This is a genomic window from Paraburkholderia xenovorans LB400 (assembly GCF_000013645.1).
GTDB classification, from domain to species: Bacteria; Pseudomonadota; Gammaproteobacteria; order Burkholderiales; family Burkholderiaceae; genus Paraburkholderia; species Paraburkholderia xenovorans.
In genome coordinates, this window is record NC_007951.1 from 1,674,895 (window position 1) to 1,695,072 (window position 20,178).

16 protein-coding genes are annotated in these 20,178 nt (G+C 64.7%); 10 read left to right on the forward strand and 6 right to left on the reverse strand.

What is annotated here, in order from left to right:
• The first annotated feature begins 16 nt into the window (after window positions 1–16).
• The gene (locus BXE_RS07430) at window positions 17–1,936 is read left to right on the forward strand and encodes a DUF3857 domain-containing transglutaminase family protein (RefSeq protein ID WP_011487750.1); all 1,920 of its coding nucleotides are present in this window, start codon (window positions 17–19) and stop codon (window positions 1,934–1,936) included.
• Window positions 1,937–1,986: 50 nt separating this feature from the next.
• Here BXE_RS07430 and BXE_RS07435 read toward each other — a convergent pair whose 3' ends face one another.
• The 5 genes from BXE_RS07435 to glgC all read right to left on the reverse strand — a co-directional run bounded on the left by BXE_RS07435 (window position 1,987) and on the right by glgC (window position 8,261).
• Window positions 1,987–3,138, reverse strand: a complete 1,152-nt coding sequence (locus tag BXE_RS07435; RefSeq protein ID WP_011487751.1) for a branched-chain amino acid ABC transporter substrate-binding protein — start codon at window positions 3,136–3,138, stop codon at window positions 1,987–1,989.
• A 466-nt stretch (window positions 3,139–3,604) separates the two neighbouring features.
• Complete coding sequence (locus BXE_RS07440) at window positions 3,605–4,066, reverse strand: hypothetical protein (RefSeq protein ID WP_007182409.1); 462 nt, start codon at window positions 4,064–4,066, stop codon at window positions 3,605–3,607.
• Window positions 4,067–4,292: 226 nt separating this feature from the next.
• Entirely contained in the window at window positions 4,293–5,159 is an 867-nt protein-coding gene (gene pdxY, locus BXE_RS07445) for a pyridoxal kinase PdxY (RefSeq protein ID WP_011487752.1), read from the reverse strand.
• A gap of 326 nt (window positions 5,160–5,485) precedes the next feature.
• Window positions 5,486–6,946 carry a glycogen synthase GlgA gene (glgA, locus tag BXE_RS07450; RefSeq protein WP_011487753.1) on the reverse strand — a complete coding sequence of 487 codons (1,461 nt, stop codon included), beginning with the start codon at window positions 6,944–6,946 and terminating at the stop codon, window positions 5,486–5,488.
• Window positions 6,947–6,995: 49 nt separating this feature from the next.
• On the reverse strand, window positions 6,996–8,261 hold the full coding sequence (gene glgC / locus BXE_RS07455; protein WP_011487754.1) for a glucose-1-phosphate adenylyltransferase: 1,266 nt from the start codon (window positions 8,259–8,261) through the stop codon (window positions 6,996–6,998).
• Window positions 8,262–8,723: 462 nt separating this feature from the next.
• Between glgC and BXE_RS07460 the strand changes: the two genes are divergently transcribed.
• Complete coding sequence (locus BXE_RS07460; protein ID WP_011487755.1) at window positions 8,724–9,857, forward strand: alpha/beta fold hydrolase; 1,134 nt, start codon at window positions 8,724–8,726, stop codon at window positions 9,855–9,857.
• 77 nt (window positions 9,858–9,934) lie between these two features.
• Here BXE_RS07460 and BXE_RS07465 read toward each other — a convergent pair whose 3' ends face one another.
• Complete coding sequence (locus BXE_RS07465) at window positions 9,935–10,930, reverse strand: LLM class flavin-dependent oxidoreductase (protein ID WP_011487756.1); 996 nt, start codon at window positions 10,928–10,930, stop codon at window positions 9,935–9,937.
• A 518-nt stretch (window positions 10,931–11,448) separates the two neighbouring features.
• Between BXE_RS07465 and BXE_RS07475 the strand changes: the two genes are divergently transcribed.
• The 8 genes from BXE_RS07475 to BXE_RS07510 all read left to right on the forward strand — a co-directional run bounded on the left by BXE_RS07475 (window position 11,449) and on the right by BXE_RS07510 (window position 20,162).
• On the forward strand, window positions 11,449–13,050 hold the full coding sequence (locus BXE_RS07475) for a rhodanese-related sulfurtransferase (RefSeq protein WP_011487757.1): 1,602 nt from the start codon (window positions 11,449–11,451) through the stop codon (window positions 13,048–13,050).
• 575 nt (window positions 13,051–13,625) lie between these two features.
• Window positions 13,626–14,177, forward strand: a complete 552-nt coding sequence (locus BXE_RS07480) for a hypothetical protein (protein ID WP_011487758.1) — start codon at window positions 13,626–13,628, stop codon at window positions 14,175–14,177.
• A 22-nt stretch (window positions 14,178–14,199) separates the two neighbouring features.
• Window positions 14,200–15,153 carry a patatin-like phospholipase family protein gene (locus BXE_RS07485; protein WP_011487759.1) on the forward strand — a complete coding sequence of 318 codons (954 nt, stop codon included), beginning with the start codon at window positions 14,200–14,202 and terminating at the stop codon, window positions 15,151–15,153.
• Window positions 15,154–15,446: 293 nt separating this feature from the next.
• Window positions 15,447–16,136, forward strand: coding sequence for an ABC transporter permease (locus BXE_RS07490; RefSeq protein ID WP_038456497.1), 690 nt, complete (start codon window positions 15,447–15,449; stop codon window positions 16,134–16,136).
• Window positions 16,137–16,140: 4 nt separating this feature from the next.
• Window positions 16,141–16,854: an ABC transporter permease gene (locus tag BXE_RS07495; protein ID WP_011487761.1), complete on the forward strand. Its 714-nt coding sequence runs from the start codon at window positions 16,141–16,143 to the stop codon at window positions 16,852–16,854.
• A gap of 45 nt (window positions 16,855–16,899) precedes the next feature.
• Window positions 16,900–17,727: an ABC transporter ATP-binding protein gene (locus tag BXE_RS07500; protein WP_007182393.1), complete on the forward strand. Its 828-nt coding sequence runs from the start codon at window positions 16,900–16,902 to the stop codon at window positions 17,725–17,727.
• A gap of 37 nt (window positions 17,728–17,764) precedes the next feature.
• Window positions 17,765–18,814, forward strand: a complete 1,050-nt coding sequence (locus BXE_RS07505; RefSeq protein ID WP_011487762.1) for a GlxA family transcriptional regulator — start codon at window positions 17,765–17,767, stop codon at window positions 18,812–18,814.
• A gap of 112 nt (window positions 18,815–18,926) precedes the next feature.
• A complete protein-coding gene (locus tag BXE_RS07510; protein WP_011487763.1) occupies window positions 18,927–20,162 on the forward strand; it encodes an aspartate aminotransferase family protein in 1,236 nt (411 codons plus the stop codon).
• Window positions 20,163–20,178: the final 16 nt, after the last annotated feature.

A 20,178-nucleotide genomic window follows, 5' to 3' on the forward strand; every position in this document is an offset into this window, starting at 1 on the left:
GCAGGGCGCAGTGCACATGAGGCGGTGCCTGGCGGTTGTTCTCAGGCTGGCCATCTGGCTGACGCTGACGCCCGGCGCGCTGTCGTCGGCTATCGCATGGGCCGACGGCAGCGCGTCCACCGCATCCGGCGACGATCGCGCGCCTTCGACGATCGAGCGCGACGTCCATCTCTTCACGATCCAGAAAGACGGCTCCATCGAGGAACACGACGACACGGTCCTGCGCGCCAACACCACGAGTGGCGTCGACGATATCGCGCAACGCTATGTGTGGTTCAACAAGGACATCGAGCAGGTGCAGTTGCTGGCCGCGGAAACGATCGATTCGGGTGGCGTCGCGCATCCGGTCGGTCCGGAGGCGATCCGCGACGTGCAGGAGCCGCGCTCCGCAGGCGCACCGAGCTTCGAGGACGGCGTGTTGCGCACGGTGATCTTCCCCGGCGTGGAGCCGGGCTCACGCGTGCACCTGGCGTTTCGCAAGACCCGCACGAAGCCGTTGCAGGCGGGCACCTTCGCGTATCTCGTCGAACCGACGCGCGAGCCCGTCGAACTGCAGCGCCTGATTTTCGATCTGCCCGCCGACGTGCCGCTTTATGCCGACGCGCGCGGCTACGTCGCCGTGCCGCCGGTCACGGCCAACGGCCGTACCCGCTATGAGTTCGACTATCGGCACGGGCCGTATGCGCCGCTCGAAGCGGGGTCGGTCGGCTATGCGAACTGGGGCGACCGCCTGATGGTATCGACGGTGCCGGACTTCGCGAATTTTGCCGCGCGGTATCGCGGGCCCGCGCTCGACGCGACGATCGGCGATCCGGCGATCGTCCGCCTCGCGCAGGCGCTGACCGCCGGCGCCGCCGACCCGCGCGCGAAGGCGCAGTTGCTATACGACTGGATGCGTTTGAATATCCGCTACGTGGCCTTGTTTCTCGGCGAAACGGCGGCGATTCCGCACAAGGCGGCCGACATCCTGCGCAACCGTTATGGCGACTGCAAGGATCATGTCGCGCTTTATGGCGCATTGCTGGCCGCGGTGGGCATCCGCAGCGAGGCGGTGTTGCTCAATCTCGGGCCGTACTACAGTTTGCCCGACGTGCCCGGCTACGGCGCAAGCGCGATCAATCACGCGATTATCTGGATTCCTGAGTTGTCGTTGTACGCGGATACGACGGCCGGCGGCACGGCGTTCGGTTATCTGCCGCCGAGCGTGATGGACAGGCCGGTGCTGCTGGTGGACGAGGGTGTCCTCTCGCGAACGCCGGCCACGCAGTTGCGCGAACGCAGTGCGCGCGTGCAGATCGACATCGATGAAAGCGGCGCGGCGAATTACGCCTACCGCGCGGAAGACACCGGTTTTACCGCCGAAATCGAGCGCAACACGTTTCGGCGGGCGACGCGGCAACGCACGCAGCAGATCGCCGCGAGCCGTTTATTACAGACGGGTCTGCACGGCACCGCGCAATTGCGCACGGCGGATCTCACCGCCACGAATGGACCGTTTGCCACGTCGATGCAGGGAAAAGTGGAGCACTTCGTCTGGACCGACGGCACCACGGCAATACCGGCATTGACGAGTTTCTCCGGCGGTATGGGCTCGCAGGTGCAGGCATGGCTTGCGGAGCCTCTGAGGACTCAGCCGTGGACTTGCCTGGGCGGAGAGTTCGACGAGACGCTGGAAATGACGCTGCCGCGCTTCGTGCGGGTGATGGATCTGCCAGCGGATACAGCGGTGCAGAACCGCTTCATGACGTTTTCATCCAGCTATGTGTTCGATCCCGCCGCGCGGCTCCTGCAGGTCAGACGCCACCTGCGCGCCGCCTTTGGCCATCAGATGTGTTCTGCTAATGAATTCACGGGAATGCACGACGATCTCGTGCGGATCGAGCGGGATCTCGATGCCGGCCTGGTCGTCAAGGTTGCGGATGCGAAGAACCGGTAGCGATGTCGCCGGCACGGGCGCAAACAACGAAACCCGTGCCGGAAAGTATCCTAGCCGCCGGTCTTCGTCACGATGGGCACCCACGCGCCGCTCTTGACCTGATAAAGCGTCGATGCGCCGCTCTTCAGCGCGCCGGTGCTGTCGAACGAAATCTTGCCGGTCACGCCGTCGAAATCGATGGCCTTGAGCACGGGCCGGTAGACGTTCGGCGAGGCGGATTTGGCCTGCTGCATGGCCTTGATCGCGGCCCACGCGCCGTCGTAGCCGAACGGCGCATACGACAGGATATCCACGCCGAAACGCTTCTTGAACTTCGCGGAGAAATCCTTGCCGCCGGGCAGCTGGGCGAGCGGCCGTCCATATTCCCAGGCCATCACGCCTTCGGACGAATCGCCGGCGAGCTTGATGAAATCCTGATCCATCACGCCGCCGCCGCCCACCAGTTGCGCGTTCATGCCGAGTTGCTTCATGCGCTTCGCAAAGCCGGCGGCCTGCGTGTCCAGCCCGCCGAAGAAAATCAGATCGGCATTGGCCGATTTGAGCTTGGTGATCTGCGTGCTGAAATCGACCGCTTTATTGTCGGTGTACTCACGCGCGATGATGCTGCCGCCGTGTGCTTTCACCGCCTTCTCGAATTCGTCGGCCTCGCCCTGGCCGAACGCGGTGCGGTCGTCGATGATCGCGATGCGTTTGGCCTTGGTCACCTGCACGGCATACACGCCCGCATTGCCGGCGTTTTGCCCGTCGGTGGAAATCACCATGAAGGTGTTCGCGAAGCCGCGTCCCGTGATGACCGGGTTCGTGGCCGCCGGGTCGATCACCGGAATGCCGGCCTGCTCGTAGATCTGCGAGGCGGGAATCGTCGTGCCCGAGTTGAAGTGACCCACCACGGCCGACACGCCCGAGTCGACCAGCTTCTGCGCGGCCTGCACGCCGATGCGCGGGTCGGCCTGGTCGTCTTCGGAAACGATCTGGAATTGCGCGACCTTGTCGCCGATCTTGATCTTCTGCGCGTTGGCTTCCTCGATCGCGAGCCGGACACCGTTCTCCAGATCCTTGCCATAGCCGGCGTTGGCGCCCGTCAGCGGCGCGGCAAAACCGATCTTCACCGGCAGGTCGTCGGCGAACGTGGCCGGCGGCGCGACGGCGAAAATAGCGCCAACGAACAGGGCAAGCGGTTTCAGCGTATTGCGAAGACTCATGGTCTCTCCTTCCATCGACAGTTCAGGGTGTGAAAGCGGCAAGACGGTCACGCTGGAGCGACGCGCGGGCGTGCATATCGCATGGCGCGCATCGGGAGACTACGGATGATCGGTCGCCATAAACAATAGTGGAATACGCCCGAGGGAAGCCCCCTGGAGACGCGCCGGCGTGTTCATCCGTCCGTCAATCTGGCCCGAATATAGAAAGCCAATTTGCCGTCGTCTTGGCAGTTCAAGGCGTTTTGAATGAGCATTTCGGCATAGCCGGCGCGGCGCATTCGCTGACAGCGTGCAGGTACGGATGGCGGCGCGAGGGTGCCGATTGCGGCACATGCTTGAGAGACCGGCGCGAATGCGCCGGCCGGGTCTCCGCGGCGCGGTTGCGGGAACGATCCCGCAGGCCTGCGCCGGGGTAAAGGTAACGTGAAGCGGTAACGTGAAGTGCGAACGGGAGCCGGGCGCCCGCTCAATGCTCGCCTTGCTGGCGCAGCAACTCTTCACGCAGACGCAGAAGCGGCGCCTTGGTGTCGTCGTCGGCCCATGTGTCGAGATCGTCGATGGCGCGCTGGCAGCCGTCGAGTACGAGGTCGAGGTCCACCGGCACACCGTTGTTCAGCGCGAATTCGATGGTCTCGGCGAACTGCTGGCATTCGTCCTCGCCGTACGAGATGTCGAGGTTGTCGGCGATCACTTCCGCGATATTGCTGCGCGCCTTGTCGTCCGGCGTCACCATGTCGACGATGCCGCGCGCCACGGCGGGCGAATAGTAGAGCGCAATGTCGAGCCACTGCGCGGGATCGAAGTCGGCCTGGTCGAACTGGCTCTCGAAGAACTCGATTGCTTCCTGTTCGTGCGTCTCGTCGGCGTCGACGCTGATGCACAACTGCTCAAAATATTCTTCCCGCTCGCTGCGGATATATCCGTCCATCGATGCCTCGTCTGCTGAATGCCGGGTGCCTGAAAGTGCGGCGCGAAAGGGCAAGGGCCTCGTCCACGCGGCACGCATTATAGGACGGCCCGCTGACAGGCGCGGGCGGGTAGCGTGAGTTGCCTCGCTCGTAGCGGCGGCCATTGCGGATCGCTCGTGCCGGTGTATGACAGCATTTCCGCTCCCGGAGTGCCGGCGACCTGACGCAGGCGTGCCTGCGCGCCACCTACGCCGTATCGCCCACCCATGCATCGAACCACTCGCGCGGCTGCGCGATTTCACTCTGCGCGGCGACCAGTTCGAGCTCGTAGCGTCCCGCCTGCCAGGTTGCCTTCACCACCGCATTGACCGCGGCAAGCGTGTGCTCGAAGGCCGCGCGGATCGAATCGCCGAGCAACGTACGCGCGACGAACACCGCGCTCGTCAGATCGCCCACGCCCACCGGTTGCCGTGCGAACGGGTAGAGCGGGCGCTGTCCCATCCACGCTTCGCGTTCGGTGACGACCAGCATGTTGAAGCGGTCGGCGGGGCTGTTGCGATCGAGCAGGTGTTTGACCAGCACCAGCTTCGGCCCGCGGGCGATGAGCTCGCGGCACGCGGTGACGGCTTCCTCCAGCGTTTCGATCTCGCGGCCCACCAGACGCTGCAATTCGGTGTGATTCGGCGCCATCGCGTCGGCCACCCCGGGCATGGTGCGCACGAGAAATTCCTGAATGCCCGGCTCGACCTTGCAGCCGCTCACGGCGCCCATCACCGGATCGCAGAAGTACCATGCACGCGGATTGGCGGCCTTCACGGCCTTGACGATCTCCAGTACCGACTGCGCCTGTTCGGGCGTGCCCAGATAGCCGGAAAGCACGGCGTCGCAACGCGGCAGCATGCCGATCGCGCCGATGCCGTCGACCAGCTCCACCATTTGCGTGGCGTCGATCGCGCCGCCGGTCCAATGACCGTATTGCGTGTGGTTCGAGAACTGCACGGTGTTGAGCGGCCACACGTTGACGCCGAGCCGACGCATCGGAAACACGGCCGCGCTGTTGCCGGCGTGACCGAAGACGACATGTGACTGGATGCTCAGAACGTTTTTCGTCATGGTATGGCCCGCGCAAACGGGTAGGCGCGATCAATGAAAACAGGAAGGATGCGCCGCGGCGGCGATCCGGCGGATGCGGAAAGCCTGATGCGGCAGGGCTGCTTCAGATGGTGCAGGAAATCGGCACACTCTGCATGGTCAGGAAACAATACATGAGTTTGCCGCGCGCGAGTTGATCCGTCCCCGTGTTGTTGCGTCGAACCATCAAACGCGCGGGGCGCTGGGTGGCGCGAAAGCGCCGGTCGCCCGGAAAAGACGGGTCAAGCCGGCTTTAGCGGCTCGACGCTCCAGGCAGTCGAGGCCACATCGGCACCCTCGGGCGGCCCTCAGGCGAGCTCGCGATACAGCGCCAGATAGCGCTCCGCCGAAGCGCCCCAGCCGAAGTCCTGGCGCATCGCGCGCCGCTGGGTCGCTTTCCATTCGGTGCGGCGTTCTCGGAGCGCGAAGGCGCGGCGGATCGCGGCGCCGATACCCTTCAGCTCGAAGCGTTCGAACATGAAACCGGTGGCGAGGTCGTCGGCGAGATTTTCGAGCGACGCGTCCACCACCGTGTCCGCGAGACCGCCCACGCAATGCACGAGCGGCAGCGAGCCATAAGCGAGCGCATACAGCTGGGTCAAGCCGCAGGGCTCGAAACGCGACGGCACCGCGATCACGTCGCTGCCCGCGACGATCGTATGCGCGAGCTTTTCGTCGAAGCCGAGTTCCACCGCGACGGCTTCCGGGTGCGCATGCGCGACGCGTTTCAAACCGTTTTCCAGCGCCGGGTCGCCGGTGCCGAATACCACCAGTTGGCCGCCATGTTTGATGATTTCGGGCACCGCCTCGAGCAGCAGGTCGAGGCCTTTCTGTTCGGTCAGGCGGCTCACCACGCCGAACAGCAGCGCGTCGCTTTTCTGCGCGAGGCCGAAGCGTTTTTGCAGTGCTTCCTTGCACGCCAGTTTGCCGGCGAGGCGCGTGGCGCTGTAGTGGTCTTCGAGAAGCGCGTCGCTGGCCGGATTCCAGACCGTGTAGTCGACGCCGTTCAGAATGCCGCTCAGGTCGTGCGAACGATGGCGCAGCAGCCCGTCGAGTCCGCCGCCCTGGGCGAGCGTCTGGATTTCGCGCGCGTAGGTCGGGCTCACGGTGGTGATGCGGTCGCTGAAGTAAAGGCCGGCCTTGAGAAACGACAGTTGCCCGTAGAACTCCACGCCGTGCATGCTGAAGTAATCGGCCGGCAGCCCCAGTTGGCCGAACTGGGGCGCGGGAAACACGCCTTGATACGCGAGGTTGTGCACCGTGAAGACGCTGCGCGCGAAAGACCGGCCATGCTGGCGTTCGGCCGCTTTCAGATAGGCCGGCGCGAGCCCCGCATGCCAGTCGTGCGCGTGGACGATCTGCGGCGACCAGGCCGGATCCAGATGCTGCGCGAGTTGCGCGGCGACCCAGCCGAGCAGCGCGAAACGCTGCGCGTTGTCGCCGTACGGCACGTGTTCGTCGTTCAGATAGGGATTGCCTGGCCGGTCATACAGCGTGCTCGCGCGGATCACATAGACGATCAGGCCGCTCGACGCCAGCGTGCCGCGTTCGAGCGTGACGCCCGGGGCATCGAATTGGCGCCCCAGTTGCGCAACCGGCGCGAGCTCGGTCAAACCGGCCACCACCGCCGGGAAGCCGGGCAACAGCACCCGCACATCGGCGCCGCGCTCGATCAGCGCGGGCGGCAACGCGCCCGCGACGTCGGCGAGGCCGCCCGTTTTGAGGAGGGGATACAGCTCGCTTGCGACGTGCAGGGCGCGAATCGTCATAGGCTCCGTCTCTTGCTGGGTTGATGCGGCTCGGGTGCGGCGGCCGGCCTTACTTCGGCATCTGCCGCAAGGCTTCCGGCGTAACCAGCACCACGCCGTCGTCGGTACGGTAAAAGCGCTCGGCATCGCTCACCGGATCTTCGCCGATTACCGTGCCGTCCGGTATCGCGCAGCCGCGGTCTATCACCACTTTCTGCAGCCGGCAGCTCGCGCCGACGGTGACCTGCGGCAACAAGACTGCCTCATTGATGTTACAGAACGAACTCACTTTGACATTCGACGAGAGCACCGAGCGCGAGATCTGCGAGCCCGAGATCACGCAGCCCCCGCACACGATCAGATTGTTGCCCGAGCCCTGCAGCCCCTTCATGTCGCGCACGAATTTGGCCGGCGGCAACTGTTCCTGATATGTCCAGATCGGCCAGCTGCGATCGTAGAGATCGAGCGTCGGAATGGTCGAGGCGAGGTCGAGATTGGCGGCCCAGTATGCGTCGATCGTGCCGACGTCGCGCCAGTACGGCTCCACGTTCGGGTCCGACGACACGCACGACATGCTGAACGGATGCGCGATCGCCGTGCCTTGCGTGACGACGCGCGGCAGGATGTCCTTGCCGAAGTCGTGATCGGTGTCGACGGACGAGATGTTCTCTTCGAGCAGCGAGTACAGGTAGTCGGCGCTGAACACGTAGATGCCCATGCTGGCGAGCGCCGTATCCGGGCGGCCGGGTATGGCGGGCGGGTCGGCGGGTTTTTCCACGAAGCCGGTCACGCGGCGGTTTTCATCCACGTGCATCACGCCGAAGGCCACCGCGTCCATGCGCGGCACCTCGATACAGCCGACCGTGCAATCCGCGCCGCTCTCCGCGTGGTCGGCGATCATGCGCGTGTAGTCCATCTTGTAGATGTGGTCGCCTGCCAGCACCACCACGTATTTCGGCCGGATGGAACGGATGATGTCGAGATTCTGGAACACTGCGTCCGCGGTGCCGCGATACCAGTGCGCGCCTTCCACGCGTTGTTGTGCGGGCCACAGGTCGATGAACTCGCCGAACTCGCCGCGCAGGAAGCTCCAGCCGCGCTGCAGGTGACGCAGCAGCGAGTGCGCCTTGTACTGCGTGACGACCGCGATGCGGCGGATGCCGGAGTTCAGGCAGTTGGACAGCGCGAAGTCGATGATCCGGTATTTGCCGCCGAAGTGCACGGCCGGCTTGACGCGTTTGTTGGTAAGCGGGCCGAGCCGCGTGCCCCGTCCGCCCGCGAGGACGATGGCGAGGGTGGTGCGCTGCAGATCGTTCAGCCGTGCCGGAGTGTCCATGTCTGTCTCCTTTATCGACCGGAGTTGGCGCAAAGCGCTGACTCGGGTCCCATGCAAGATGGTTGCTGGTTAGTATGCCCCGGATGGTTGGGTCGTTTGCTCTCCCCTGATGATTCGTGCTGCCAGGCGGGTCCGTCTTCGCGGGCCCGTCTGGCAGTTCTATCACTGATTGGCCGCGGGCGAGTAGTCTGAATTGTGCCGACGCGGTTCGCGTGCGCACCTTGCGCAAGATCAACCCTTGCATCGCATCGCTCCGTGCGCCACGACACATAGAGGGCGAGGTCGGGCGCCGCAATATGCATGCCACGCCGACCGGCGGCTCGATGAGCCTGGGCCGGCGGCAGCAGAGTCGGGCGGCGCGTCGTAGAATCGTCGGCTCCCGGCCGGAGGTTCGGGCGCCGGCCTGGCCGTGCGTTTGGCCTCGCATGGCTCCCCCGTGTTCTGCCTTGATAAAAAACCTCGATGAGTTTTCGCCGACTTTCTTTGCTCGCCATGTCGGGCGCTTGCGTGGTGGCCGCCGCCTGTGCGCCGGCTGTGTTTGCTGCTTCGGCTGCCGCGCCGGCGAACGCCGCCACGGCCAGCGAGGCCGGTGTGACCGGCCTGGCCTCTTTGCCCGCCTCGGCTGCGACCCGTGCCGTTGGCGAGGCCGGTCCGGCCTACGGTCCCGAGTTGCAGGGCTTCGACTATCCGGCGCCGCTCGGGCAGTACGATTTCACCTCTCAAGGGGTGGCGCTGCATATGGCGTACATGGACATCAAGCCGGCGCATGCGAATGGCCGCACAGCGGTGTTGCTGCACGGCAAGAACTTCTGCGCGGCAACGTGGGAGACCACCATTCATCAGCTGAGCGAGGCGGGCTATCGCGTGATCGCGCCCGACCAGATCGGCTTTTGCAAATCGAGCAAGCCCGAGCACTATCAGTACAGCTTTCAACAGCTGGCGCGCAATACGCACGCGCTGCTGCAATCGCTCGGCGTGACCGACGCGACCGTGATCGGCCACTCCACGGGCGGCATGCTGGCGATCCGTTACGCGCTGATGTATCCGCACGAGACGCAGCAACTGGTGCTGGTCAACCCGATCGGTCTGGAGGACTGGAAGGCGAAGGGCGTGCCCTCGCTTTCCGTGGACCAGTGGTATGAGCGCGAACTGAAGACGACCGCCGACGGTATTCGTCGCTACGAGCAGTCCACCTATTACGCGGGGCAGTGGCGTGCGGATTACGAACCGTGGGTGCAGATGCTGGCGGGCATGTACCGCGGTCCGGGCAAACAGATCGTCGCGTGGAATTCGGCGCTGCTGTACGACATGATCTACACGCAGCCGGTTGTTTATGAACTCGGTCAACTGAGCATGCCGACGCTGCTGCTGATCGGCCAGAAGGACACCACCGCGATCGGCAAGGATGCGGCGCCGCCGGAGGTGCGCGCCAAGATCGGGCATTATCCGGAGTTGGGTCGCGCGGCCGCGAAGGCGATTCCGCATGCGACGCTGGTCGAGTTTGCCGACCTGGGACATGCGCCGCAGATGCAGGATCCGCAGGCGTTTCATAAGGCGCTGCTGGAAGGACTGGCGATGATACCGGCGAATCGGTGATGCGATAAACGGCTGAGCTCTCCGAACGACAAAAGGGGCGGCTCAGCGGCCGTCCCTTTCCACATTCGTCAACGCGCTTAACAACCCGCCGCCAACTCCTCACGCACTTGCGCACCGATCTCAAACGACCGCAGCCGCGCCTTGTGATCGTAGATCTGCGCGGTGAGCATCAATTCGTCCGCGCCGGTTTGATCGATGATCGACTTCAATGCCTCGCGCACCGCGTGACGGTCGCCCAGCGCCGTGCAGGCGAGCGAGTGCGCCACGTTGTTCAATTCCATTTCCGACGCCTCGAGCCGCTCAACCGGCGGCTGCAGCTGACCCGGCGTGCCGCGCCGCAGATTGATGAACTGCTGTTGCAGCGAGGTGAATAGACGTTGCGCTTCTTCGTTGGTATCCGCGGCGAACAGGTTGACGCCGACCATCGCATACGGTTTGTCGAGCGCGGCCGACGGACGGAATTGCGCGCGATACATTTGCAGCGCGGTGAGCATGTAATCCGGCGCGAAATGCGACGCGAACGCGAACGGCAGGCCGAGCGCCGCGGCGAGCTGCGCGCTGAAGAGCGACGAGCCGAGCAGCCACAGCGGCACGTTCAGACCCGCGCCCGGCACCGCGCGAATCCGCTGGCCCGGCACCGGTTCGGCGAAATAACGCTGCAATTCGACCACGTCGTCGGGAAACGAGTCCGCGCTGTTTTGCAGATCGCGGCGCAACGCGCGGGCGGTGCTCTGATCCGTGCCGGGCGCGCGGCCGAGGCCCAGGTCGATCCGGTCGGGGTAAAGCGAGGCGAGCGTGCCGAACTGTTCCGCGATCACGAGCGGCGCGTGGTTCGGCAGCATGATGCCGCCCGAGCCGACGCGGATTTTTTTCGTGCCGCCCGCGACGTAGCCGATCACCACCGAGGTCGCCGCGCTGGCAATGCCCGTCATGTTGTGATGTTCCGCCAGCCAGAAGCGCCGGTAATTCCAGTTTTCCGCGTGCTGGGCGAGGTCGAGCGTATTCCTGAACGCGTCTGCCGGCGTGGCGCCCGCGGTGACCGGCGAGAGGTCGAGGACTGAAAAGGGGATCATTGTCTGTTCACTTGTTGTTTCGGGCGCTTGCGCGCGATGGGGCATTCTCGCAAAGGTTCTGCTTTTCTGCTGACGGCGCCGCGATGTCCACGTCAACGAGAGGGAGTTTGTGCGCGCGCATGAGGACGCGGGCTTCGACCGGAGCCTGTCGCAGGGCATGCATTCCGTTGAGCGATGCCCGGTTCCACGCCGTCTGGCGTCTGAGCGGCCTGCCGCGTGGCGCGAAAATTGCTCGACACTACCGTATCGGCGGAGACGGCGTAGCGCGGAAAACGGCGCGGCAAAACGGCTCGACGCCGGCGCGGCGGATGCGCTGCCTGCGGGCATCGGCGATATTCATCGCGTGAGTAACGCTTTTGGTGACCGTACGTCGATCGGCATTCACGTATACGGTGCAAATATCGGTGCGGCGAATTGGTCCGTTCATGCGGGCGGCGCCGCGCGGAAACTTTTATCTCCGGCCGCGCGAACGACGTGTTGCCGAATATCTGGAATGTTGTGAAGGAGTCCCCGATCTCATGAGTTTCGTTCAGGCATTTCGTACCCGATCATTCGAAGATGTGCGCTACGCGCTGCTCGAGCACGAGGAAATCGCGCTCGTCGACGTGCGCGAGGAAGATCTCCACGCCCGCAGTCATCCGCTTTTTGCCGTCAATCTGCCGCTCTCGCGGCTCGAACTCGACGTGCCCGTGCGTTTGCCGCGCCAGGCCGTGCCGATCGTGGTGTTCGACGCCGGGGAAGGGTTCGCCGAGCGCGCCGCGCGCCGTTTGAGCGAACTGGGCTATACCGACGTCGCCCTGCTCGAAGGTGGTTTGCAAGGCTGGCGCGAAGCCGGCGGCGAGTTGTTCCAGGACGTCAACGTGCCGGGCAAGGCGTTCGGCGAGCTGGTGGAAAGCGAGCGCCACACGCCGTCGCTCGCCGCATCGCAAGTGCAGGCGCTGCTCGATCATGAAGCCGACGTGGTGGTGCTCGACGCCCGCCGCTTCGACGAATATCAGACCATGAATATTCCCGGCAGCGTCAGCGTGCCCGGCGCCGAGCTGGTTCTGCGCGCGCGCCAGCTCGCGCCGGACCCGGCGACGCGGATCATCGTCAATTGCGCGGGACGCACGCGCAGCATCATCGGCGCGCAGTCGCTGATCAACGCGGGCGTGCCGAATCCGGTGGCGGCGCTGCGTAACGGCACGATCGGCTGGACGCTGGCCGGTCAGGCGCTCGCGCACGGCAGTTCGCGCCGCTTCGACGCGGTGGTCGACGATCAGCTCCGTCTGGCCGCTGCCGATTCCGCGCGCGCGGTGGCCGATCGCGCCAGGGTGGGCCGCACCTCGCGCGACGAAGCGCGCCGCTGGGCTGGCGAAGCGGTCCGCACCGTGTATCGCTTCGACGTGCGCACGCCCGAAGAATACGAAGCGGGTCACGTGCCGGGTTTTCGCAGCGCACCGGGCGGCCAGCTCGTGCAGGAAACCGATATGTTCGCGCCGGTACACGGCGCGCGCGTGATCCTCGCGGACAACGACGGCGTGCGCGCCAACATGACCGCGTCGTGGCTCGCGCAGATGAATATCGACGTCTATGTCGTGGATGGTTTGACGGCTGCGGACTTCGGCGAAAAAGGCGCGGCGCCCGCTGCCCGTCATGCGCCCACGCCACCGGACGTCGATGAGATTTCTCCGGCCGGGCTGCTCACGCTGCTGCAGTCGCCGGGCACTGCCGTGCTCGATTTCACCGACAGCGCGAACTACGTGAAGCGCCATATTCCCGGCGCGTGGTTCGTGATTCGCGGCGAACTCGAAAAGGCGTTGCTCAAGCTGCCGGATGCGCAGCGTTACGTGCTTACCGGCGGCAGCAATCCGCTCGCGCGCTTCGCCGCACCCGAGGTCGCGGCGTTGACCGGCAAGCCGGTGCAGGTGCTGGGCGGCGGCACGGCGGCCTGGATCGAAGCCGGCCTGCCGGTCGAGAGCGGCGAGACGCGCCTCGCGTCGCCGCGCATCGACCGTTACCGGCGTCCTTACGAGGGCACGGATAACGCGCGTGATGCGATGACTGCCTATCTGGAGTGGGAGCACGGTCTCGTCGCACAGCTTGGGCGCGACGGTACGCACGGGTTTCGCGTGATCTGAACTGCTCGTGCGAGACGGTTGCGACTTCGGCGGCCGCGTGAAGCCGCAGCCGCCATGACGAATCATCTGCCGATTCGGTGTAAACGCGCTCTCGTCTAAATCCGCCAATCCGTTTAGATTAGCTGCACTTGGAAGGCTTATCGAGGGACCAGGGCGGCCAATCAAGCAGCGGTTTGCCATTCCGGCGACAGCGCGAGGTGAACAGCCAAGGTTGCTCACCGCTTCGTCCGGGACCAGACCGCTGCGCGTCGTCCGCGTGCTTTGTTTTCAGGCGGCCGCAGGGCCGCTCTCACTTTCCCGGTTGACCGTATCGACCGACCTGGCGACGCTTTGCACAGCGTCGCCTTTTTGCTTGCAGCGACGGTTTTTCATCTGGTTCGCCACCTGGCCTCGCGCCGTCACCGCATCTACCTCTGCGTTCGTTACCTCCGCATCCGCATCCGCCGCGCCGTACGCCGGCGCACACCGCCGCGCCGCGCCCGCTCGCGGTTTTGCCCGTGCGCGGTTATCCTGTAGTAGACACTACACAACAGGATGCGGGCCTTCGCGGCCTGCATCCGTACAGGAAATCTGCTGTGAGCCTGAAATTGCTGACTGTCGCCATGCTGGCCGGATGCGTTGCATTGACCGCTTGCGACGACCAACAGAGCGACCGCGCCGTGCAAAAACTCAAGGAATTGTTCAACGCCGTCAAACCGGATGCTTTATTGCTCAAGGACATGACGCCGGGCGTCACGACCGAAGCGCAGATCCGCGGCCAGATGGGCAAGCCGGAAACCGAGCGCACCTTCACCGACGGCTCGAAACGCTTCGAATATCCGCGTGGCCCGCAAGGCCTGAATACGTACATGGTCGATATCGACCGCGACGGTAAATTGCAGGCCATCACCCAGGTGCTGACGGCGGCCAACTTCGCGAAGATCCGCATCGGCATGAGCGAGGACGAAGTGCGCCGCCTGCTCGGCAAGCCCGGCCAGGTCGCGGTGTTTCCGCTCAAGCCGGAGACCGTGTGGAGCTGGAAGTGGCGCGAAGGCGGCGTGACCGAAGAAGGGATCTTCAACGTGCATTTCGACCAGTTTCAGAAGGTGTACACGACATCGCGCTCCGACGTGAATCGTGGGCGATAGAAGATAGAAAGCGGGGAAGAAGATGATACGTCGACGTCGATACAGCCGGATCGGGCTGGTGTTGGGGGGCGGCGCCGCGCGCGGCTGGGCGCATATCGGCGCGATTCGCGCGCTGCACGATGCGGGCATCCGGCCCGACGTGGTCTGCGGCACGTCGATCGGCGCACTGGTGGGCGCGGTTTACGCGAACGGCGACCTGGACTGGCTCGAAGAGTGGGTCTCGCGGCTCACGTGGCAGACGGTCGTGCGCCTGCTCGATCTGCGCCTCTCGGGCGGCCTGCTCGGCGGGCGCAAGGTGATCCAGCTGTTCGCCGACAAGTTCAACGGCCGTTCGATCGCCCAGTTGAACATGCCGTTCGCGGCGGTCGCCACCGAACTCGATTCGGGCCGTGAAAGCTGGTTGCAGGACGGCAGCGTGGTCGAGGCGGTGCGCGCTTCGATCGCGATTCCCGGCATTTTCACGCCGGTGTGGCACAACGGCGTCTGGCTCGTGGACGGCGGCCTGAGCAACCCGGTGCCGGTTTCGGTGGCTCGCGGCATGCGCGCGGACTGCGTGATCGCCGTGGATCTGAACAACGACATTCTGAATGGCCGCGATTTCGGCGGCGCGGTGGTCGATACGCCGGCCATCGATCCGGCCGTGCCGCAGGCAATCGCGCTGCGCCGCAACGGCAAGCCCTGGCCGCGCTGGCTCGCGCCCGCCGAAGGGCGCGCCACCGACGACGTGCGCGTGCCGCCCGCGCCGAGCGCACGCGTGCCGTCCATGCTCAGTTCGATCGCGCAGAGTATCGACATCATGCAGGTGCGGATCACGCGCAGCCGTCTGGCGGGCGAACCGGCGGACATCCTGATCCAGCCGCGCCTGGGCGGCATGGGAATTTTCGACTTTCACCGCGCGGCGCCAGCCATCGAGGAAGGGCGCGCGGCGGTGGAGCAGATGCTGCCGGCCATTCGGGCACGCCTGGGCATCGATTAGGGCGTTCCAGGCGCCCGCCGTCTATCGAAAAAGCGACCCGAAACTTGCTAAATCGCGGCGGCGCTCGCCATGCGCCTGCCGCCTTGCAAGTCCGATTCCCCCGCAAAACCAAGTCCTGCAAGCCACGCACAGGGCCAAAGCATGCTCTGCTGCATCGCAGCAAAGCTCCCGCGCGCCTTTGAGAATTTAATTTTCGCCTGCGAGACTCCGCGCCATGCCGGACGGGTGGGGCGGACACACACACAAGCCGACGCCGTCCGGCACATCGTCAAACAACCTGGATGGAGACACGCGTGTTCCTATATGGCTTTGGTCCGGTGCTGCTGGCCGGCACGATCCAGACGATCGAGCTGTCCGTCCTGTCGCTCGTGGCCGCCGTGCTGCTCGGCCTCGCGGGCGCGGCGGCGAAACTCTCGTTCAGTCGCCCGCTGCGCGCAATCGCCACCGGCTACACGACGCTGATCCGCTCGGTGCCCGACCTCGTGCTAATGCTGCTGCTGTTCTACAGCATCCAGATCGCGGTGAACGATCTCACCGACGCGCTGAATCTGCCGCAGTTCGATATCGATCCGTTCGTGGCCGGCGTGCTGACGCTCGGCTTCATTTACGGCGCGTACTTCACCGAGACGTTCCGCGGCGCGTTTCTGGCCGTGCCGCGTGGCCAGCTCGAAGCGGGCAGCGCGTACGGCATGAGCGGCGCGCGCGTGTTCACGCGCATCCTGTTTCCGCAGATGATGCGCTTCGCGCTGCCGGGCATCGGCAACAACTGGCAGGTGCTGGTGAAGGCCACCGCGCTGGTGTCGATCATCGGTCTCGCCGACGTGGTCAAAGCCGCGCAGGACGCCGGCAAAAGCACCTTCAACATGTTCTTCTTCATCCTGATCGCCGCGCTGATCTATCTGGCTATCACCACCGTGTCGAATCTCGTGCTGATCTGGCTGGAAAAGCGCTATTCGACCGGCGTGCGGCACGCGGAGCTCTGAGACCATGATCGATATTCTCAATCAGTTCTGGCGCGCGTTCCTCTACTGGGACGGCCAGCGCATGTCGGGTCTCGCGGTCACGCTGTGGCTGCTGGTGGCATCGGTCGGGATCGGCTTCTGCGCGGCGATTCCGCTGGCGGTGGCGCGGGTGTCGAAGAAGCGCTGGCTCTCCACGCCCGTGCGTCTTTACACTTACGTGTTTCGCGGCACGCCGCTGTACGTGCAACTGCTGCTGATCTATACCGGCATGTACAGCCTCGAATTCGTGCGCTCGCATCAATTGCTGGACGCGTTTTTCCGCAGCGGTTTTCACTGCGCGATTCTCGCTTTCGCACTGAACACCTGCGCGTACACCACGGAGATTTTCGCCGGCGCGATCCGTTCGACCTCGCACGGCGAAGTGGAGGCGGCGCGCGCCTACGGCATGAGCGGGTTCACGATGTACCGCCGCATTGTGATACCGTCCGCGCTGCGCCGGGCCTTGCCGTTGTACAGTAACGAAGTGATCCTGATGCTGCACGCCACCACGGTCGCCTTCACGGCCACGGTGCCGGACATCCTGAAAGTGGCGCGCGACGCGAATTCGGCCACTTACCAGTCGTTCGACGCGTTCGGCCTCGCGGCGCTGATTTACCTGGTGGTGTCGTTCGCGCTGGTGGCGCTGTTTCGCCGCGCGGAGCGTCATTGGCTGGGATATCTCGCGGTGCGCACGCATTGAAACGCGCCGTGCTGGCAGTGGGCGGCGGTTTGCGTGGGCGCCGTCATGAAGATTGATCCGTATTTTCAAAGGGAGAGCATCTTGCTCCACACGACTCAAACCGAAGCTTGCAAGCTCGCCGTACAGGACATCCACAAGCGCTACGGCGACAACGAAGTGCTCAAGGGCGTGTCGCTCAACGCGAACAAGGGCGACGTGATCAGCATCATCGGTGCGAGCGGGTCGGGCAAGAGCACCTTCCTGCGCTGCATCAATTTTCTCGAACGGCCCAATGCCGGGCAGATCGTCGTGGACGGCGAAGCGGTGAAGACGAAAACCGATCGCGCCGGCAATCTCGAAGTCGCGGATCACAAGCAGTTGCAGCGCATCCGCACGAAGCTCGCAATGGTGTTCCAGCACTTCAACCTGTGGGCGCACATGAACGTGATCGAGAACATCGTCGAAGCGCCGATTCATGTGCTCGGCCTGCCGCGTCGCGAAGCGGAAGAGCGCGCGCGTGAGTACCTGGAGAAGGTTGGCCTCGCGCCGCGCCTCGAAAAACAGTATCCGTCGCATCTGTCGGGCGGTCAGCAGCAGCGCGTGGCGATTGCCCGCGCGCTCGCCATGAACCCCGACGTGATGCTGTTCGACGAGCCGACTTCGGCACTCGACCCCGAACTGGTCGGTGAAGTGCTGAAGGTCATGCAGAAGCTCGCCGAAGAAGGCCGCACCATGATCGTCGTCACGCACGAAATGGGTTTCGCGCGCAACGTGTCGAACCATGTGATGTTCCTGCATCAAGGCCGCACCGAAGAAGAGGGCTTGCCCGCGGAGGTCCTGAGCGCGCCGCGCAGCGAACGGCTCAAGCAGTTCCTGTCCGGCAGCCTGAAGTAACGCGCGGCTCGCGCCGCAGCGTTTGATCCCGTCAGCGATGGCCCGCACGTCCAGCCCGGCTCGCACCACGCAAGTCGCCATTGTCGCCTTGCCGCCCGTGTCGATGTCGGGCGTCGGGCCGATTGTCGACGCGCTCAATCTCGCCAACGAAATTGACGGCCGCGCGCTGTACCGGGTGCAGGTATGCTCGTGGGACGGTCGCGCGGTGCCGCTTGCGGGCGGCGCGCACTGGTCCGCCGACGCCGCCTTCGGCGACGCGATCGCGTGCGACTGGCTGATCATCGTCAGCGAGCGGTTCCAGCAGTTCGCCGACTATCGCCTCTTTCTCGCCAGCCTGTCGCGCGTCGGGCAGCGCACGCCGCTCGTCACCGGGATTCATCACGGTGTCTGGTGGCTCGCTATGGCCGGGCAGTTGTCCGGCTATCGCGTGAGCGTCAACTGGGAAACCTATCAGCAGTTCTCCGAGCAGTTCGAACGCTCCATCGTCACGCAACAGATCTTCGAAATCGACCGCGATCGCGCGACCTGCGCGGGCGGCCAGGCAACCGTCGACTTCATGCTGGCGATGATCGGCCGCGAGCATGGTCCCGAACTCGCGGATCGCATTGCCGATACGCTCGGCGTGGGTGTGTTGCGCGCGGGCGAAGAGCGTCAGCGTATTCCGTTCGTGACCGCGCCGGGCGAACGCCACCCGCGTCTGAACGACGCGTTGCTGCTGATGGAAGCCAATATCGAGGATCCGCTCACCACCGATGAGATCGCGGGTCTGGTCGGCGTGTCGCGGCGGCAGTTGGAACGCCTGTTTCGCCAGTATCTCGGCTCGATGCCGTCCAAATACTACCTGGGGCTGCGGCTTTCCAAAGCGCGCACGCAATTGCAGCGCACCAGCAAATCGGTGGTGCAGATCAGTCTGGCTTGCGGGTTTTCGTCGGCGGCGCACTTTTCGAATGCGTACCGCGAACGCTTTGGTGTCACACCGCGCGAGGATCGTCGTAACTGGATCGACAGGCAGACCGGCGCGGGCGGCGCCGCGGCCAGCGAGCCGCGGCCGGCCGCGTTGATCGAGCGGCCGGATCAGGCGGACTGAAGCGTTGCCGTTCGCGTGGAACCTCATAGAAAGCGTCGCGTATGCGCAAGACGTATTGCGCGCCGTTACCTACACTAGCTGTATCACCTCTCACCTGTAACGAGGATTTGCCATGAACGACCTGACAGTGACACGCCAGACCTTCGACGAAGTCATGGTGCCGGTGTTTTCTCCCGCCGCCTTCGTGCCGGACCGCGGTCTCGGCTCACGCGTCTGGGATACGCAGGGCCGCGACTATATCGACTTCGCCGGCGGCATCGCTGTCACCGCGCTCGGTCATGGGCATCCCGAACTGCTGAAAGTACTGCACGAGCAGGGCGCCAAGCTGTGGCACATCGGCAATGGCTACACCAATGAACCGGTGCTGCGTCTGGCCAAACGCCTCGAAGAGCTGACTTTCGCCGACCGCGCGTTCTTCGCCAACTCGGGCGCGGAAGCGAATGAAGCTGCGTTGAAGCTGGCTCGCCGCGTCGCGTTCGAGCGTCACGGCGCGGATAAATTCGAAATCGTTTCGTTTACGCAGTCGTTCCACGGCCGCACGTTCTTCACGGTGAGCGTCGGCGGGCAGCCGAAGTATTCGGAAGGCTTCGGCCCGGTGCCGGCCGGCATCACCCACTTGCCGTATAACGACATCGAGGCCGCGAAGAAAGCCATCGGCGCGCAAACCTGCGCGGTGATCGTCGAGCCGGTTCAGGGCGAAGGCGGCGTGATCCCGGCGGATCCGGCGTTCCTCGCGGCATTGCGCGAAGCCTGCGATCAGCACGGCGCACTGCTGATTTTTGACGAGGTACAAACGGGTGTGGGCCGCAGCGGCTATTTCTACGCGTACCAGGAAACCGGCGTGACGCCGGACATCCTGACCACGGCCAAGGCGCTCGGCAATGGCTTCCCGATCGGCGCGATGCTGACCACCAACGAACTGGCCGCGTATTTCAAGGTCGGCGTGCATGGCACCACGTACGGCGGCAATCCGCTGGGCGCGGCGATTGCCGAAAAGGTGGTCGAACTGATCAGTGATCCGAAGCTGCTCGAAGGCGTGCGTTCGCTCAGTGAAGCGCTGAAAGGCCATCTCGCGAAGCTGAACGATCGCTTCGGCCTGTTCACGGAAGTGCGCGGCCGGGGGCTGCTGATCGGTGCGGAACTGACCGATGCATTCAAGGGCCGCGCGAAAGATTTCGTCACCGCCGCCGGCCAGCATGGCGTGATCATGCTGATGGCCGGTCCTGACGTGCTGCGGTTCGTGCCGTCGCTGATCATGCCGCTCGACGACATGAACGAAGGCTTCGCGCGTCTGGCCAGCGCGATCGAGGGCATTGTCGGCGCAAAGGCCGAAGCAGCGTCGCACTGAGCCACAGCATTGACCA

What these genes read in the sequence shown, in the direction of transcription:
- BXE_RS07430 (WP_011487750.1), top strand. Translation starts at nt 17, where the DNA reads ATGAGGCGGTGCCTGGCGGTTGTTCTCAGGCTGGCCATCTGGCTGACG.
- BXE_RS07435 (WP_011487751.1), bottom strand. Translation starts at nt 3,138, where the DNA reads ATGAGTCTTCGCAATACGCTGAAACCGCTTGCCCTGTTCGTTGGCGCT.
- BXE_RS07440 (WP_007182409.1), bottom strand. Translation starts at nt 4,066, where the DNA reads ATGGACGGATATATCCGCAGCGAGCGGGAAGAATATTTTGAGCAGTTG.
- pdxY (WP_011487752.1), bottom strand. Translation starts at nt 5,159, where the DNA reads ATGACGAAAAACGTTCTGAGCATCCAGTCACATGTCGTCTTCGGTCAC.
- glgA (WP_011487753.1), bottom strand. Translation starts at nt 6,946, where the DNA reads ATGACGATTCGCGCCCTGCACGTCGCAAGCGAGCTGTATCCCCTCCTC.
- glgC (WP_011487754.1), bottom strand. Translation starts at nt 8,261, where the DNA reads ATGGACACTCCGGCACGGCTGAACGATCTGCAGCGCACCACCCTCGCC.
- BXE_RS07460 (WP_011487755.1), top strand. Translation starts at nt 8,724, where the DNA reads ATGAGTTTTCGCCGACTTTCTTTGCTCGCCATGTCGGGCGCTTGCGTG.
- BXE_RS07465 (WP_011487756.1), bottom strand. Translation starts at nt 10,930, where the DNA reads ATGATCCCCTTTTCAGTCCTCGACCTCTCGCCGGTCACCGCGGGCGCC.
- BXE_RS07475 (WP_011487757.1), top strand. Translation starts at nt 11,449, where the DNA reads ATGAGTTTCGTTCAGGCATTTCGTACCCGATCATTCGAAGATGTGCGC.
- BXE_RS07485 (WP_011487759.1), top strand. Translation starts at nt 14,200, where the DNA reads ATGATACGTCGACGTCGATACAGCCGGATCGGGCTGGTGTTGGGGGGC.
- BXE_RS07495 (WP_011487761.1), top strand. Translation starts at nt 16,141, where the DNA reads ATGATCGATATTCTCAATCAGTTCTGGCGCGCGTTCCTCTACTGGGAC.
- BXE_RS07500 (WP_007182393.1), top strand. Translation starts at nt 16,900, where the DNA reads ATGAAGATTGATCCGTATTTTCAAAGGGAGAGCATCTTGCTCCACACG.
- BXE_RS07505 (WP_011487762.1), top strand. Translation starts at nt 17,765, where the DNA reads ATGGCCCGCACGTCCAGCCCGGCTCGCACCACGCAAGTCGCCATTGTC.
- BXE_RS07510 (WP_011487763.1), top strand. Translation starts at nt 18,927, where the DNA reads ATGAACGACCTGACAGTGACACGCCAGACCTTCGACGAAGTCATGGTG.